This window comes from Streptomyces sp. NPDC101178 (assembly GCF_044767965.1).
Taxonomy (GTDB): Bacteria; Actinomycetota; Actinomycetes; order Streptomycetales; family Streptomycetaceae; genus Streptomyces.
In genome coordinates this window covers 283,339-298,906 of the sequence record NZ_JBIWOZ010000009.1, presented here as the reverse complement: position 1 = coordinate 298,906, position 15,568 = coordinate 283,339, and the positions used below count along the sequence as shown (strand labels likewise).

Below are 15,568 nucleotides of genomic sequence, written 5' to 3'. Positions count from 1 at the left end.
CGTCCTGTAAGGCGTACGGGGCCGCCGGAGGACGGGGAGAGCCGTAGTGACCACCGCGGAGCCGAGACCCGGCCGCGAGGCGGACAGCACCACCGGAAAGACCGTGGACAACAGCACCGGGAAAATCGCGGACGGCACCACAGAGAAGATCGCGGACGGCGACAGCGCCGCTCCGCGCGTCCTGCTGCCCTCACCGCGTACGCCGGAGCCCCCGTCCACCTCCGAGCGGAACGCCACTCCTGAACCGTCCACCACCCCGCCCAGGCGGCTGCTGCGCCACCCCGTCACCATCGCCACGGCGGCCGCGGCCGTCACCCACGTCCTGTGGTTCCTCTTCTTCGCCAACAGCGGCGGCGACATCGCGGCGCAGGACGCCTGGGCCGAGTTCGTGGGCCGGCATCCGGGCACGGCGTACAACCTCGCCTGGTACGGGGGCATGCACCCCGTCTCGTACAGCGTGGTCTCGCCGTATCTGATGTCGGTGCTCGGTGTCCGTTCCACGATGATGATCGTGGGCACGGTCTCGGCGGCGCTGACCGCGCTGATCCTGGTCCGGGTGCGGGCCGTGCGCAATCCGCTGGCCTGCTCGCTCGCCGGGGTCTTCGCCTACCTGTGCAACGCGCTGTCGGGCCGGGTGACGTTCGGGCTCGGCATGATGTTCGCCCTCGGCGCCGTCGCCGCCGTCTTCTGCTGGCCGCACCGCTGGCGGTACAAGCGGTGGGCCAAGGCGGCCGTCGCCGCCCCGCTCGCCGGTCTCGCGACCGCCTCCAGTCCGGTCGCCGGGCTCTTCCTCGGCGTGGTCGCGGCCGCGCTCTTCCTCCACAAGCGGCGCCCCGGCGCGTACGCGATCGGGCTCGCGCCGGTCGCCGTGGTGGCGCTGTCCTCGCTGCTCTTCCCGTTCTCCGGGACGCAGCCCATGTCGCTGGGGACGGTGTCGCTGCCGTTCCTCTTCTCGGTCCTGATCTTCGTCCTCGTACCGCGCGACTGGTCCACCGTCCGCACGGCGGCAGCCGTCTACGGCCTCGGCACCGTGCTCACCTACTTCGTCGACTCGCAGATCGGGTCGAACGTGACCCGGATGGCGATGCTCTTCGCCGGGATCGTGCTGCTCGCCGCACTGCCGTACACGAGGCCGCGCAGCCGCCGCTGGTACGCGCTGGTGCTGGCGTTCGCCGGGCTCAACTTCTGGATCGGCTTCAAGGGCGTCGACGACATCGTCCGCACCACGCCCGACGCCTCCTGGGCCCGTTCGCTGGCCCCGCTGGTCAACCAGCTCCAGCAGGTCGGGGCCGATCGCGGAAGGGTCGAGGTGATCCCCGCGAGCAGCCACCGGGAGGCCTCGGCGCTGGCCACGTACAACCTGGCCCGCGGCTGGAACCGGCAGGCCGACATGAAGCGCAACCCGCTCTTCTACGATGACACGCTGGACGCGGTCAACTACCGCCAGTGGCTGGACCGGTGGGCCGTCCACTACGTGGTGCTGCCCACCGGCAGGCCGGACAACGGGGCCCAGCGCGAGACGGAGCTCGTCGGGCAGGGGCTCTCCTACCTCCGCGAGGTGTGGAGCGACGAGAACTGGAAGCTCTACCGGGTCCTGGAGCCGACCCCGCTCGCCGATCCGCCCGCCACGGTGGAGAAGGCGGGCGCGAACGAGCTGACGATCCGGGTCGAGTCGGCGGGCCGGGTGCTGATCCGGATCCCGTACTCGCGCTGGCTCGGCCTCGTCGACGAGGACGGCAAGAGCCTGGAGCGGCCCCAGGAGACCGAGGAGTCCAAGCTGCGGACGGCGGAGGACGAGACGGCTCCCAAGACCTTCGACAACCTCCACGGCTGCCTGAACAAGATCGAGGACGAGGGTCCGTACGGCGACGAGTGGACCGAACTCCTCGCGCCGAAGCCGGGCGTGTACCGGCTGGCGGCCCCGTACCAGCTGCAGCCGGGGACGCCGTGTCCCGAGGAGCTGAGCTGAGCCGGACCGGGCTCGTGCGCACGGCCTGAACGGGTCGGCACGGGTCTGAAGCAGGTCCGAACCATCCTGTTGTGCAAGGGTGTTGCGGAACTGGCCCGTGTACGGCGCCCTGCGCGGGCTCCCGCGAGGATCTTTGTACGGGCCATCTTCGTTCGGCCTCCCTCTGGAGGCGCAGCCCTGGCAAGGTGTCCTGGCATGAGGTGCGAACACTGCGGCGGCCAACGCGGCGCGCTCCCGGGGATGGTCTGTCCCGGCTGCGGAGCGGCCCGTTCCCGGACGGCGGCCGGCGACGGCTCCTGGGTCGCGCACGAGACCCTGGCAGGCCGCGTCTCCACTCTGCCCCGACGGCGTAAAGCCCTGCTGGCGGCGGGAGTCGTGGTGGCCGCCGGAGGCCTGGCGACGGTGGCCGCGCTGCTGCTGTCGGGCGGCGGGAGCGTGGGCGGCGGTACGAGCCGTACGGACGCGGCGGGCCGCGCGGGCGCCCTGCCCGGCCCACCGGACCGGATCGGGGGCGGGGCTCCTACCCGTATCGGGCCGGGGGCGGAGGCGCCTGGCACGCCACCGTCCGAAGAACCGCCGGATCCCTCCGGTCCCTCCGATCCGTCTGGTCCCTCCGATCCGTCCGGTCCCTCCGATCCGTTCGGTCCCTCCGATCCTTCGGAGGTGCCGGATCCTTCGGACGGGTCGGAGGGGCGCCGCTTCACGGGGTGGGCCGGGCCGGGCTGCGCGGCGGGGGAGTACCGGGAGTACGGCCGCTTCGAGCGCGGCGAGGCGGGCTGGTACGCGGTCGCCTCTGGCGGCTTCACCGGCGGCGGCTGCGACGGCCGGTTCAGCGCCGTCCCGATGTCGGGCAGCCCGACCGAGGACCGCGGCTCCACCGCCACCTGGTCCTGGCACCTCGGCGCGGGCTTCCGCGCGTGCGCGCTGACGGTGTTCGTGCCGTCGGCGCCGGTGGGCCGCGCCCAGGACGTGGCGGGTGACCCGACGGTGTACCGGGTGCTGTCCGACCCGACCGACGCGCACTCCGCGTACACCGGCTTCGCGGTACGCCAGACCCAGCACCGGGGACGCCCGGTCGAGGTCGGCAACTACCCGGTGAAGGGCGACACGTTCGCGGTGCTGCTCGTCGACCGGGGCCGGGACTGGGGCGCGGCGGACCGGGTCGGGGCGCACCATGCGGCGGCGCAGATGGGGGTGGTGTGCCGGTGAGGCGGTGCCGCTGTGGGCGCGGTCGGCCGACGGAGGCCGGAGTGGTGGGCGCCCGACGGGGCACAGTGCGGGAATGACCTTGTACGGCCTGGACGCCACCACAGACGACGCCACGACCCCGGTCTCCACGACCCCGCAGTCCACCACCCCGGAGTCCGCCGCCCTGGACAGCACGATCCCGGGCTCCGCCACGCCGCACTCCACCGCGCTGCACCCCACCGCGCTCGACTCCGCCACGCTCGTCCGCACGCTGGTCGCCGCACAGTTCCCGCACTGGGCGGACCTGCCGGTGCGGGCACTGGACGCGAGCGGGACGGCCAACTCCGTCTACCGCCTGGGTGAGGACAAGGCGGTACGGCTGCCGCGTACGGAGGGCAGCGCGGCGGACGTGGCGACGGAGCACCACTGGCTGCCCCGGCTGGCCCCGCAGCTGCCTGTGCCCGTCCCGACACCGCTGGCCCAAGGCGCTCCGGCCGAGGGCTTCCCGTGGGCCTGGTCGGTGTGCACCTGGCTGGAGGGCGGCAACCCCACGCCCAGCGACGGGACATGGGCGCCGGAGCTCTTCGCGGCCGACCTGGCGGAGTTCGTGCTCGCGCTGCGCCGGGTGGACACGGCGGACGGCCCGCCCGCGTACCGCGCCGAACCCCTGGCCTCCCGGGACGAGCGGACGCGCAAGGTGATCGCCGAGCTGGACGGCGTCCTGGACGCGGCCGCGGCCACCGCCGCCTGGGACGACGCGCTGGCCGCACCGGCCTTCACGGGGGCGCCGGTGTGGGCGCACGGGGACCTCCAGCCGGGCAACGTGCTGGTCGCGGAGGGCCGGCTCACCGGGGTGATCGACTTCGCCTGCATGGGCCTGGCGGACCCGGCGGTTGACCTGATCGCCGCGTGGTACCTGCTGCCCGCGGCCGCCAGGGAGACGTTCCGTACGGCGGTGGAGGCCGACGACGCGAGCTGGCGGCGGGGGCGTGGCTGGGCGCTGTCCATCGCGGTGATGGAGCTCGCCGCCTACCGGGAGTCGAACCCGGTGATGGCGCGGAACGCGTGGTGGGTGATCGGAGAGCTGCTGGCTGGCTGATCCGGCTCCAGGGGGAGCTGGCACCCCTGTGAACGGGGGTGCCAGCCGTAGTGAGTGCGAACGCCGAAACTTCTAGCGTCAGTTGCATGAGATACGCACCGAGGTCCAGGACGATCCACAGCCCGACGGCTCGCAGCGTCGCTGCCGCCTGCCTCGCACTGGCTGTAGCCCTCACCGCGTCCCCGGCCCTGGCGACGCCTCCGGCCCTGGCGACGCCTCCGGTCCTGGTGACGCCCACGGCGAGGACGGCGACGACGCCACCCGCGAAGACGGCGGCTCAGCCGCGGGCGGGGCTGGACCGTTACCACGACCAACGCCTGACCTGGGGCACCTGCATGCAGTCCCCGGACGACGCGACGGGCCGCGACCTGGACAAGGCGGGCGTGCAATGTGCGAACGTCACGGTCCCGCTGGACTACGCCGCACCCCGAGGCCGCACGATCACGGTCGCGATATCCCGGCTCAAGGCCACCGACACCCGCCACCGCATCGGCGCGATCCTCCTCAACAACGGCGGCCCCGGCGGCACGGCGGTGGACTCGCCACCGGTGATCCGCAAGGCGATGAAGAAGGTGGGCGCCCGCTACGACATCGTCGGCTTCGACCCCCGCTTCGTTGGCCGCAGCACCCCGCTGGACTGCGGCTGGCCCGTCAGCTTCCCCTGGTTCTCGGCCGGGGCCGGCAGGGCGGGCTTCGACCGCCATGTGGCCCTGAGCAAGAGCCTGGCCGCCAAGTGCCGCGCCACCAACGCCTCGGTGCTCCCGCACGTCACCACGCGCAACACCGCCCGCGACATGGACGTGATCCGGGGCGTGCTCGGCGAGCGGAAGATCTCCTACCTGGGCTACTCGTACGGTACGTATCTGGGCACGGTCTACACCCAGATGTTCCCCGGCCGCTACGACCGGGTGGTCCTGGACGGGGCGATCGACCCGCGCGCGTACACCCCGAGGCTGATGAAGGACGCGGTCCGGGAGAACGACGCCGCGCTCTCCGCATGGGCCACCTGGGCGGCCGGCCACCACGCGACGTACACCTTGGGCCGCACCCGTACCGCGGTGCTCGCCACCATCGACGGAGTCATGGCAAAGGCGGCAAGGGGCCCCCTCACGGTCGGCACCGAGCCGGACACCTTCCGCCTGGACGACTCCCACATACCGACGCTCCTCTTCATGGGCGTGGCCGACGACACCGACGCGTCGCGGGCGTTCCTGGCCGAGCAGGTCTCCGTACTCTCCAAGGCGGCAAAGGGCCGGCAGGCGCCGCTCTCACCGGAGTTCACCGAGCAACTCCGCTTCGCACTGACCGGCGAGGGCTCGGCCTTCGGCAGCGCCCAGACGGCGATCCTCTGCGGCGACGTACCGGCCCCACGGAACGCCGAGATCTACTGGCGCGACATAGAACGCGCCCGCGCCGCCCACCCATTGTTCGGCCCGTTCACGGAGAACATCGGCCCGTGCGCGTTCTGGGACGCCCCACGCGAGCACCCCACCCGCATACGCCACGACGCCCCGTCCCTGATAGTCGCCGCCACCGGCGACCCCCGCACCACCTACCGCGGCAGCGTCGCCCTCCACGACCAGCTCCCCAGCTCCAAGCTCCTCACCTTGAAGAACGCCAACCGCCACGCGGTGTACGGGGAGTACGGGAACGCGTGCGTCGACACCAAGGTCAACCACTACCTGGCAACGGGCAAGCTGCCCAGGAAGGACGAGGTCTGCGTGAAGTAGGGCGGGCGGCGGGCCTGTCCTACTCCACCTCGATGCCGTAGTCCCGCACCAGCTCCTCCAGCCCGCCCCGGAATCCCCGGCCACCGGTGACGAACTCCCAGTCACCGGTGGCGCGGCGGCGGAAGGAGCCCAGCCCGAGGGCGGTCTCGTCCTCGCTGTTGGCGTTGCGCCTCGGCCCGGACACCGACCAACCCATCGGAGCGACGGCTCGTGCTCTACAGGCCCTCCCCACCAGCGGCCCGGCATGCGTGCAGCCAGCCCCTGGCCCCATAACCAGCAGTGATGGAGCGGCTCCATTCGGCAACCAGCCGCAGGCCCATGCTCTTGCCGCACATGCCCGAACGGGGTGACTTCGCACGGTGCCGCGACGCCGTGTTCTCGCGAAAGCGGACCGCCGGTGGATCCCAACTCGTAGGCTGCGGAGCCTGCTTGTAGTCACCGGTGGAGGGAATCCGTTGGACCAACTGCGAAGGCTCGTCGGCGCCAACGCCCAGCGGAACCAGGCCGCGGTGCGCTACCGCCCCAGCACCTGGCGCCCCTGGCTGGAGCCGCACGGAGCAGGGCACGTCCTCGGCATCGGCAAGGAGGCCACGAACGGACGACACGGAGACCGGGAACTCGACCGGCACGACGTGACGGCGCTGCGGTCACGCGCCGGAGACGACCCCGCCGGGCTCCGCGACCTGTTCGTGGCCGTCATGATCTGGGGCTCGGGCACGACCAACGGCCGCGGCCCGCGCTACACGTCCGCCGCCCTCGCGGACACCCGCCTTGAGGGCGTCCTGCGGGACACACGCGCGTCGGTCCGAAACGGAGACCTGGAGGCGGCGTACACCCGGTTCGCCGTCAACGGTGTCGGGCGATCCTTCCTCACCAAGTGGTTCGCGGCCGTGGACGACCGGGCCCCCGACGCCCACAGGGCTCTGATCCTCGACGTCCGCGTCTTCCGCTCGCTCAACGCCCTGGGCTGGTCGAGCAGAGAGGCGGCGGGCGTGAGCCATTGGCCGACCAGGTACGCCGTGTACGTGAACACGATGCACACCTGGGCGAGAGAGCTAGGGGTGACGGCCGACTGGCTGGAGTGGCTCCTCTTCGACCGGAACGGCCGGGTGTCCGCGGAGCCACTTTGAGGACGCCGCCCGTGGGCCACGACGTGCGGTGCGGGTGAGGCTGTGCCGCGTACGGTCCTGCGGCCTGCTCCCGCTCCTACTCCTGGAGCGACCGGATGCGCCTATCGCGCCGGTGGGGCAGCCCGCGACAGACCACCCAGAGACTGACGACCAGCAGGATGCCCGCGCCTACCGGCCAGGCGACGGACCCGCCGTCGCGGTAGTCCCTGATGCCGGTCGCCAGGAGCAGGGAGGGCGGGATCAGCCCGACCCAGTCGAGGGCCCTGCTCAACTTCGAGGACATCGAGGGCTCATTCACCAGCGGATCGTGTCAGGACCCGCTGCCATCCGTCCAGAGCCGAACCGACTGCCGAAAGGGCCGGTTCACGAGGAGCAACCCTCTGAACCGGCCCTTGGCGCGCTGTGCCCCCGGCAGGATTCGAACCTGCGACACCCGCTTTAGGAGAGCGGTGCTCTATCCCCTGAGCTACGAAGGCGAGGGCCTGGAGGAGCCTTGGAGAGGATCCGGTGGGTGGATCTTCGGCAGGAGCGCCAAGCCCGTTGGTCGGAGCTGGTGTGGACCCTGCTGGGCAGCAGTGCTGCCTGACAAGAGCTACGCCGACGACCGACCAGGGAACAGGGTAGCGGATCGCGATCCACCGGCGGTGCCACGTTTCGTCTCCGGTCGAGGTGGGCCCGTTGAGCGGCGTGTTCGTCGCGAGCCACGAGGTGCCGGGCCGGACCCGTTGCGGCGTGGACGGTCGCGGGGTCAGGAGTCCGGTATGCGGTGGTTCGCGGCCGGTGGTCAGATGGGTCGACAGGCTGGGACGAGTGGGTGGAACGGAGCTGGAGACAGATGAGCGAGATCTTGCCCTCCTTCGATGACACGACCGACTTCGACAACGCCGACCGGGGATTCGTCGGCGCCCTCGTCCCCGGCGTGGTGAAGAGCGACGACGGACGGGTGGTCTGGGACAACGACGCCTACGGCTTCCTCGCGGCGGACCGGCCGGACACCGCGCACCCCAGCCTCTGGCGGCAGGCACAGCTCTGCACGCGCCAAGGCCTGTACGAGGTCACCGATGGGATCTACCAGGTGCGCGGGCTGGACATCTCCAACATGACGCTCGTCGAGGGCGAGCGCGGTGTGGTCGTCATCGACCCGCTGATCTCCGTCGAGACGGCGGCCGCCGCCTTCGCGCTGTACCGGGAGCACCGCGGTGACCGGCCCGTCACCGGAGTGATCTACACGCACTCCCACGGCGACCACTTCGGCGGCGTCCGCGGTGTCCTCCCGCACGGCACCGAGGAGGGCGTCCCGATCCTCGCCCCCGCGGGCTTTCTGGAGCATGCCGTCAGCGAGAACGTGTACGCGGGCAACGCCATGGCCCGCCGGGCCAGTTACATGTACGGCGTCGGCCTTCCCAAGGCCCCGGACGGCCAGATCGGCGTGGGCCTGGGCGCCGACACCTCCACCGGCACCATCAGCCTCGTCCCGCCGACCGTGGACATCACCCGGACGGGCCAGGAGGAGACGGTCGACGGCGTACGGATCGTCTTCCAGCTCACCCCGGGCACCGAGGCCCCGGCCGAGATGAACTTCCTCTTCCCCGACCACCGCGCCCTGTGCCTGGCCGAGAACGCCACGCACAACATGCACAACGTGCTCACCCTGCGCGGCGCGGTCGTCCGCGACAGCCGGATCTGGGCCCGCTACCTCGACGAGGCCATCGAGTACTTCCACGGGCGGTACGACGTCGGCTTCGCCTCCCACCACTGGCCCACCTGGGGCCACGACGCCGTGGTCGGCTTCCTGAGCGAACAGCGCGACCTGTACGCCTACCTGCACGACCAGACCCTCCGCCTGCTCAACGAGGGGTGCACGGGCGTCGAGATCGCCGAGCGGATCGAGCTCCCGCCCGCGCTGCGGAAGGCGTGGCACGCCCGTGGCTACTACGGCTCGCTCAGCCACAACACCAAGGCGGTCTACCAGCGTTATCTCGGCTGGTACGACGGCAACCCCGCCCATCTCTGGGCGCTCCCGCCCGAGGAGGAGGCCCGCCGGTACGTGGAGGTCGCCGGCGGTCCCGCCGAGGCGCTCGCCAAGGGCCGCGCCTACGCCGAAGCCGGCGACCTCCGCTTCGCCGCCACCCTCCTCGGCCACCTGGTCTTCGCCGACCCGGCGAGCCAGGAGGCCAAGGAGGCGCTGGCCGGGGTGTACGAGCGGCTCGGCCACGGGGCCGAGAACGCCACCTGGCGCAACGTCTACCTGCGCGGCGCCCAGGAGCTGCGCGAGGGCGTCACGGGGGACATGGTCGACCTGTCCAACCCCGAGATGGTGATGGCCCTGACCGTCCCGATGCTCATCGACTCGGTCGCCATCACGATCGACGGGCCGCGAGCCTGGGACGACGACCTGGTCATCGACCTGGTCGTCACCGAAGGACCCGGCGGGGGAGGCACCCGGCACCGGCTCACCCTGCACAACGGCGTCCTTACCCATCGCGAGGCCACGGCCCCGCCCCGTACGCCCGCCGGGCTGACCCTCACGCTCACCAAGGCCCAGCTCCTCGGGCTGCTGGCCGGCCGGAGCACCGACGAACTCGGCATCACCGCCGAAGGCGACCCCGGCCTGTTCGTACGGCTTCTCTCCTACCGTACGCGGCCCGATCCCGGCTTCCCGGTCGTCACTCCCTGACGGAGGCCGGACGCCGTGTGGCCCGGCCCACGCCCATGTGGGTGAAGCCGGCGGCGAGAAGGGCGGCGGGGTCCAGGAGGTTGCGGCCGTCCAGGAACAGCGGGGTGCGCATCGTGCGGGCGGCGGTGGGCCAGTCGACGTCCGTCAGCTCGGGCCACTCCGTGACCAGGATCGCCGCGTCCGCGTCGGCCAGTGCGGCGAGCGGGTCCGGGTGGCGGGTGGTGGCGGACCAGGGGTCCTGGTGGGCGGTGGTGTGCGGGGCCATCGGGTCCCAGCAGGTGACCGTGGCGCCCTCGGCGAGGAGGCGGGCGGCGAGCGTGGTGCTGGGGGCCTCGCGCATGTCGTCCGTGGCGGGTTTGAACGTCATGCCCAGGAGCGCGATGCGGCGGCCCTTGAGGCCGTTCAGCTCGGCCTTGAGGCGCTGGACGGCCCGCCGCGGCTGGAGCTCGTTGACCTGGATGACCGCGTTCAGCAGCTGGAACGGGTAGCCGGAGTTGCTGGCCATGGCCCGCAGCGCGCGGGAGTCCTTCGGGAAGCACGAGCCGCCGTAGCCGAGGCCCGCCCTCAGGAAGTGCGGGCCCAGGCGGTGGTCCAGGCCGACGGCGCGGGAGACGTGGCCGATGTCCGCGCCGGTCGCCTCGCAGACGGTCGCGATCTCGTTGATGAACGTGATCCTCGTGGCCAGCAGGGCGTTGGACGCCAGTTTGACCATCTCGGCCGACGCCACGTCCATCAGCTCGACGGGGGAGTCGAGTGGCTGGTAGAGGTCCGCGACCCAGGCGGCCGCCTGGTCGTCGTCCGACGTGCCGATGACCACGCGGTCCGGGTGCAGGAAGTCGTCGACCGCCCGGCCTTCCGCCGTGAACTCCGGGTTGGAGGCGTATCCCACGTGCTCCAGACCCCGCTCGTCCAGAGCCGCCCGGACGCGTGCGCCCGTACCGACCGGAACCGTGCTCTTCACGACGACCGCGACCAGATGCGCGGCATCCCGTACGGCGTCGATCACCGCCCAGACGCGGGAGAGGTCCGCGTCACCGGACGCGGTCGGCGGGGTGTCCACGCAGACGAAGACCGCCTCCGCCTCGCGCACCGCCTCCTGGACGTCCAGCGTGAAGGAGAGCCGCTCCTTGTTCCGGGCGATCAGGTCGCCGAGGCCCGGCTCGAAGAACGGTACGTCGCCGGAGTTCAGCAGCCTGATCCGCTCGGGCTGGATGTCCCGGACGACGACCCGGTGACCCAGCTCCGCGAAGCACGCTCCCGTCACCAGGCCGATGTAGCCCGCTCCGAAGACAGCGATCCTGCGGGACGTGCCAGTCATGGTTCTCTTCCGTTCTCTCGGACCCGCGCCGGGGCGGGGTCAGGCGCGGCGGCCCTGGTTTCTCGGGTGGTTGCGGGCGGTGCGCTCGTTGCCGAACTTGTACGAGCCCGTCCAGCGCGCCATCACCTCCTGCGCGTCGCCCGACTCCACCTCCTCGGTGAACTTCGCGGCCCGTTCGCCGCGCAGCGTCGTGGCCTTCCGGCCGCGGTGCGTGATGAGGACGGTGCCGTCGGTGCGGGCCTCGTAGCTGAAGCCGGAAGGGCGCGGCATGGGGTCTTCCTGTTCTCTCGGGTGCGGTGGGCCGGCCGGTTCAGGCCGTGTCGTCCGTTCTGGTCCGGTCCCAGGAGGCGCGCACCGGCAGCACGCTCGGCAGGGTGCCCTCCTCCGCCGCCAGCATGCCGTGCGCGAAGAGCCGGACCAGCGGATGCAGCCGGTAGGCGTGTCCGCCCGGGCGGCGGACAACTTCGGCCCAGTGCGCCGCGGCAAGGTCGGCCAGCAGCTCGTCGGCCTCCTCCGCGCCGAGCCCCAGCGGCGCGGCCGCCGTGCCGGGCTCCACCGGATGCGGGCCCAGCGCCGAGTGGAACCGCAGGGTCCGGCGGGCGGCGGGGCCCAGCCTCCCGTACGCCTCCGTCAGACGGTCGCGCAACGACAGGTCCGCGACCACCAGTTCCGCCAGGACCCTTTCGGGGTCCGCGAGCCTGGCGGCGTACCGGGACAGCTGCCAGTGCGGGCGCGCCGCGGTCTTCGCGCCCGCGATGCGCAGCGCCAGCGGCAGCCCGGCACACGCGTGGACGACGGCGGCCGCGGCGGCGGGTTCGGAGTCCGTACGGGAGCGGCCCGCCAGCCTGCCGAACAGGGTCCGCGCGTCCGGCGGCGAGAGCGGCGCCAGCACCGTACGGCTCACCCCTTCCAGTGCGTACAGGCCCGAGCGGCTGGTGATCAGCACCGCGCAGCCGTCCGTCACCGGCAGCAGCGGTCGCACCCGGCACTCGTCGGCCGCGTCGTCCAGCACCAGCAGCAGCCGGCTGTCCGCCGTACGGGTGCGCCAGGCGCGGGCGCGATCGTCCAGGGCCGCGGGGATCCGGTGCTCCGGTACGCCGACCAGCCGCAGCAGTTCGGCCAGCGCGGCGGCCGGGTCCAGCGGGTCGGGGCCGGAGCCGCGCAGGTCCAGGTGGATCTGGCCGTCCGGGTAGGAGCGCTTGACCCGGTGCGCCGCCTGCAGCGCCACGGCGCTCTTCCCGATGCCCGGCATCCCGGTCACCACCTGGACCGCCTGGTCCGGGCGGCGCGGGCGGCGGCTGGTGAGCGCGGTGGACAGGCGGATGACCTCCTGGTCCCGGCCGGTGAAGTCGGCCGGCGCGGGCGGTAGTTCGGCGGGACGGAGGGTGCAGGTCGCCGCCCACGGCGGTCCCGGCTGTGGGGGAAGGGGTGGCTCCGGACGCGATGCCGGAGGTGCGAACCTCGGCGCTGCCGGTGCCTTGGCCGCGCCCCGCGCCGACCCGCCCGTCTGAGCCGCGCCCCGTACGGACCCGCCCGTCCGAGCCCGTACGGCTCCGCCCGGCCCGCCCGCCTGAGCCTGTCCGGCTCCGCCCGCCTCACCTCCCGTACGTCGTGCCGTGCGTGGCAGCAGTGACGGATGGCCGGTCAGCAGCGCCTGTTGCAGGCGGCGCAGTTCGGCCGACGGCTCCAGCCCCAGCTCGGCGGCGAGCGTGGCCCGGGCGGCACGGTAGGCGGCGAGTGCGTCCGCCTGGCGGCCCGAGCGGTACAGGGCCGTCATCAGCTGGCCGCGCAGCCCCTCCCGGAGCGGGTCGGCGGCGATCAGCGCGATGAGTTCGGGGATGAGCGCGGCGTGCCGGCCGAGCTCCAGGTCCGCGTCGATCCGCCGTTCCAGCGTGACCAGGCGTTCTTCCTCCAGCCGGTCGCGCTCTGCGTCGGCGAGCGGGTCGCAGACGCCGCCCAGCGCGACGCCCCGCCAGACGGCGAGAGCGCGCCGCAGCTCACCGGCGGCGGTCACCGGGTCCCCGGCCGCCAGGGCGTCGGCGCCGCGCGCGGCCCGCTCCTGGAACTCCAGCAGGTCGATGCGTACGCCCTGCTTCGGCAGCCGGATGAGATAGCCCGGCCGCCGGCGCTCCACCGCGACGCCGGGGCCCAGCAGCTGGCGCACGCGGGAGGCGTACGTGTGGAGCTGGGCCGGGCAGGTGGCGGGCGGACGGTCGCCCCAGAGCAGCGCGGTCAGCCGGGTGTCGCTGACCACCCGGCCCCGGGCGAGGAGCAGCGCGGCCAGGACCGTGCGGGGCTTCGGCCCGCCGAGTTTGACCGGGTCGCCGCCGCGGTGGGCGTCCACCGGGCCGAGCAGGCTCAGCCGCAGGGTGCCCGTCGAGGTCTCCGGTGTGGTCTCCACTGACGTCTCCGCCGGGGCCACCGCCGTCACGGGCCCCATATGTTGCCGTTCGGCGTGGAGCCGGAGAGTCGGCCGGCCGGGGTGCCCGTCCCACCCAGGGACACCGGTGCCGAGGCCGTCGTGTGCGTGCCGCCCGCCGGGGCGGTGTCCGCGCCGGCCACCGCTCCCGCCCCCAGGAGTACGGCGCTCAGCGCCGCCGCCGCGCATACCGACGTGATCATGGAACGGATGAGAGTCTGCATGGGTCCCCCCTGGACGCATCAGCTGAGCAGGTGATCCGGGTGTTCCGGCCGGATCGGGCCGGCCGGGTTCGAGCGCCCTTCCCCTTGGACCGGCGCTCTGTCCGGTGAGAACACTCTGCTCGGGGCGGACGGCCCTGCCCAGGCTTTCCGTTGACAGGGACCTGCAATGGCAGGACGAGGACACGCCGACAGCCCGGCCCGCTCGCGGTTGCCCGGAGTCAGCTTTCCAGCGTCAGCAGGTCCACCAGCAGCGTGAGCGGCATCGCCGAGACCCTTCTCAGCCGCAGGCCCCGGGCCGTGCAGCGGCTCAGCACCGCGTCGGCCGCCCGTTCGGACTCGGTCAGCGTGGGACGGGAGAGGAAGAGCACCGCGTCGTGGCAGAGCGCCGGGCCCCGGGAGAGCGCCGCGGCGGGCGGCGCCGGCTGGACGTAGATGTGCTCCACGCCGTCGCCGGGACGGGCCGCCCGCGCCAGCAGGCCCCGTACCTCGGCCGGAGAGAGGCGGGTGGCGGATTCCAGCCGGATGTCTACGAGGTACACGGCCGGCCCGTCCGGTCCGCCCGCGGCGGCTCCTCGCCCGTTGCCGCCCGCCCGCACCTGGTCAGGCCCCTGCGGAGAGCGCCCGTACGGGCCCGGCCGCCGCGGCGGATACTGTCCAGATCAGGCCATGGCGTATATTCTTCGCCCGCATCCGCGTCGGTGACCACGTCCGCGGACGCGACGTGCGGTGCGACCCACCGCCACTCTGGGGGAGGGGAAACATGCTCGGTCGATTGGGGATCGGCCCGGACGAGGAAGCGGTCTACCGCGCCATGCTCCAGGACGGTCCGGGGGCCGTCGCCGGTCTCGCGGAGGCGCTGGGCTGGCCCGCGGAGCGTGCGGCCTCGGCGCTGGACCGGCTGGCCGCGCTCTCGCTCGTACGGCCTTCGGCGGACGGCGGCCCGGGCCGTCCCGTCGATCCGGAAGTGGGCCTGGCCACGCTGCTCGCCGGCCAGGAGAGCGAACTGCTGGAGAAGGAACGGCAGATCAGGGCCAGCAGGATCGCGATGGCCGGGCTGCTCGCCGACATCCGCGCCACCGGGCAGGGCGTCGCCGAGGTGCGGAAGCTGCGGACCATGGAGCAGATCCAGTCGAAGATCGAGCACCTGGCCACGACCTGTACCGGCGAGATAGCGGCGTTCGTCCCCGGCGGCGGCCAGAGCGAGCAGCACCTGGAGGCCGCCCGCCCGCTGGACACCGCCACCAGCGGCCGAGGGGTCCGGCTCCGGTACATCTTCCTCGACAGCTGCCGCAACTCCTCCGCGACCAGGGAGTACGTGGCCTGGCTCGGCGAGCGCGGCGGGCTGGTCCGGACCGTGCCCCGGCTGCCGCTGCGCATGCTCATCTACGACCGTTGCCGGGCGATCGTGCCGATGGACGCGGCGGCGGCGGACCGCGGAGCGCTGGTGCTGGAGGGCACCGGGGCGCTGACGGGTCTGCTCGCCCTCTTCGAGCAGACCTGGCAGCAGGCGAAGCCGCTCGGCGAGAGCACGGCCGAGGCCCCGGCCGGCCACGGCAGCCCGCTGACCTCGCCGGAGCGGGCCGTGCTCGACCTGCTCACGGAAGGGTTCACCGATGAGGCCATCGCCCGCCAACTCGGCGTGTCCGTAAGGACCGTACGGCGTGTCACCGCCGATCTGATGCAGCGGCTGGGAGCGCGCAGCCGCTTCGAGGCGGGCGTGCTCGCCGCCGGCAAGGGCTGGGTGAACGGGTGACCGTGCCCGGCTCGTGCCCGCCGGCCCCCGACGCGCTCCGCTCACGACCGCCGACACCCGA

Annotated in this window: 14 protein-coding genes and 1 tRNA gene; 7 read left to right on the top strand and 8 right to left on the bottom strand. The window is 72.9% G+C overall.

Going from position 1 to position 15,568, the window contains the following annotated elements:
• The first annotated feature begins 46 nt into the window (after window positions 1-46).
• The 4 genes from ACIRR8_RS25930 to ACIRR8_RS25915 all read left to right on the top strand — a co-directional run bounded on the left by ACIRR8_RS25930 (window position 47) and on the right by ACIRR8_RS25915 (window position 5,986).
• Complete coding sequence (locus ACIRR8_RS25930) at window positions 47-1,969, top strand: MFS transporter (protein ID WP_404069199.1); 1,923 nt, start codon at window positions 47-49, stop codon at window positions 1,967-1,969.
• 195 nt (window positions 1,970-2,164) lie between these two features.
• Window positions 2,165-3,178 carry an adhesin gene (locus ACIRR8_RS25925; protein WP_404069198.1) on the top strand — a complete coding sequence of 338 codons (1,014 nt, stop codon included), beginning with the start codon at window positions 2,165-2,167 and terminating at the stop codon, window positions 3,176-3,178.
• Between the two features lie 73 nt (window positions 3,179-3,251).
• Complete coding sequence (locus ACIRR8_RS25920) at window positions 3,252-4,256, top strand: aminoglycoside phosphotransferase family protein (protein ID WP_404069196.1); 1,005 nt, start codon at window positions 3,252-3,254, stop codon at window positions 4,254-4,256.
• A gap of 86 nt (window positions 4,257-4,342) precedes the next feature.
• Window positions 4,343-5,986 carry an alpha/beta hydrolase gene (locus ACIRR8_RS25915; RefSeq protein ID WP_404069194.1) on the top strand — a complete coding sequence of 548 codons (1,644 nt, stop codon included), beginning with the start codon at window positions 4,343-4,345 and terminating at the stop codon, window positions 5,984-5,986.
• A gap of 19 nt (window positions 5,987-6,005) precedes the next feature.
• On the opposite strand, the gene ACIRR8_RS25910 is transcribed toward ACIRR8_RS25915, so the two are convergent.
• A complete protein-coding gene (locus ACIRR8_RS25910) occupies window positions 6,006-6,170 on the bottom strand; it encodes a hypothetical protein (RefSeq protein ID WP_404069459.1) in 165 nt (54 codons plus the stop codon).
• A 271-nt stretch (window positions 6,171-6,441) separates the two neighbouring features.
• Between ACIRR8_RS25910 and ACIRR8_RS25905 the strand changes: the two genes are divergently transcribed.
• Window positions 6,442-7,116, top strand: coding sequence for a hypothetical protein (locus tag ACIRR8_RS25905; RefSeq protein ID WP_404069192.1), 675 nt, complete (start codon window positions 6,442-6,444; stop codon window positions 7,114-7,116).
• Between the two features lie 76 nt (window positions 7,117-7,192).
• Here ACIRR8_RS25905 and ACIRR8_RS25900 read toward each other — a convergent pair whose 3' ends face one another.
• Together ACIRR8_RS25900 and ACIRR8_RS25895 are read right to left on the bottom strand one after the other, a co-directional pair.
• Window positions 7,193-7,399 (bottom strand): hypothetical protein, encoded by a 207-nt coding sequence (locus tag ACIRR8_RS25900; protein ID WP_404069190.1) that lies wholly within the window; start codon window positions 7,397-7,399, stop codon window positions 7,193-7,195.
• 120 nt (window positions 7,400-7,519) lie between these two features.
• Window positions 7,520-7,592 (bottom strand) — tRNA-Arg (locus ACIRR8_RS25895).
• Window positions 7,593-7,951: 359 nt separating this feature from the next.
• Here ACIRR8_RS25895 and ACIRR8_RS25890 point away from each other — a divergent pair.
• Window positions 7,952-9,793: an alkyl/aryl-sulfatase gene (locus tag ACIRR8_RS25890; RefSeq protein ID WP_404069188.1), complete on the top strand. Its 1,842-nt coding sequence runs from the start codon at window positions 7,952-7,954 to the stop codon at window positions 9,791-9,793.
• Here the strand turns inward: ACIRR8_RS25890 and ACIRR8_RS25885 are convergent.
• The 5 genes from ACIRR8_RS25885 to ACIRR8_RS25865 all read right to left on the bottom strand — a co-directional run bounded on the left by ACIRR8_RS25885 (window position 9,783) and on the right by ACIRR8_RS25865 (window position 14,293).
• On the bottom strand, window positions 9,783-11,111 hold the full coding sequence (locus ACIRR8_RS25885; RefSeq protein ID WP_404069186.1) for a UDP-glucose dehydrogenase family protein: 1,329 nt from the start codon (window positions 11,109-11,111) through the stop codon (window positions 9,783-9,785). The genes ACIRR8_RS25890 and ACIRR8_RS25885 overlap by 11 nt on opposite strands.
• A gap of 39 nt (window positions 11,112-11,150) precedes the next feature.
• Window positions 11,151-11,381, bottom strand: a complete 231-nt coding sequence (locus ACIRR8_RS25880; protein WP_404069184.1) for a hypothetical protein — start codon at window positions 11,379-11,381, stop codon at window positions 11,151-11,153.
• A 40-nt stretch (window positions 11,382-11,421) separates the two neighbouring features.
• Window positions 11,422-13,512, bottom strand: a complete 2,091-nt coding sequence (locus ACIRR8_RS25875) for a BTAD domain-containing putative transcriptional regulator (RefSeq protein WP_404069182.1) — start codon at window positions 13,510-13,512, stop codon at window positions 11,422-11,424.
• Window positions 13,513-13,538: 26 nt separating this feature from the next.
• On the bottom strand, window positions 13,539-13,733 hold the full coding sequence (locus ACIRR8_RS25870) for a hypothetical protein (RefSeq protein ID WP_404069180.1): 195 nt from the start codon (window positions 13,731-13,733) through the stop codon (window positions 13,539-13,541).
• 239 nt (window positions 13,734-13,972) lie between these two features.
• Window positions 13,973-14,293, bottom strand: coding sequence for a hypothetical protein (locus ACIRR8_RS25865; protein ID WP_404069178.1), 321 nt, complete (start codon window positions 14,291-14,293; stop codon window positions 13,973-13,975).
• A 221-nt stretch (window positions 14,294-14,514) separates the two neighbouring features.
• Between ACIRR8_RS25865 and ACIRR8_RS25860 the strand changes: the two genes are divergently transcribed.
• Entirely contained in the window at window positions 14,515-15,507 is a 993-nt protein-coding gene (locus ACIRR8_RS25860) for a LuxR C-terminal-related transcriptional regulator (protein WP_404069176.1), read from the top strand.
• Window positions 15,508-15,568: the final 61 nt, after the last annotated feature.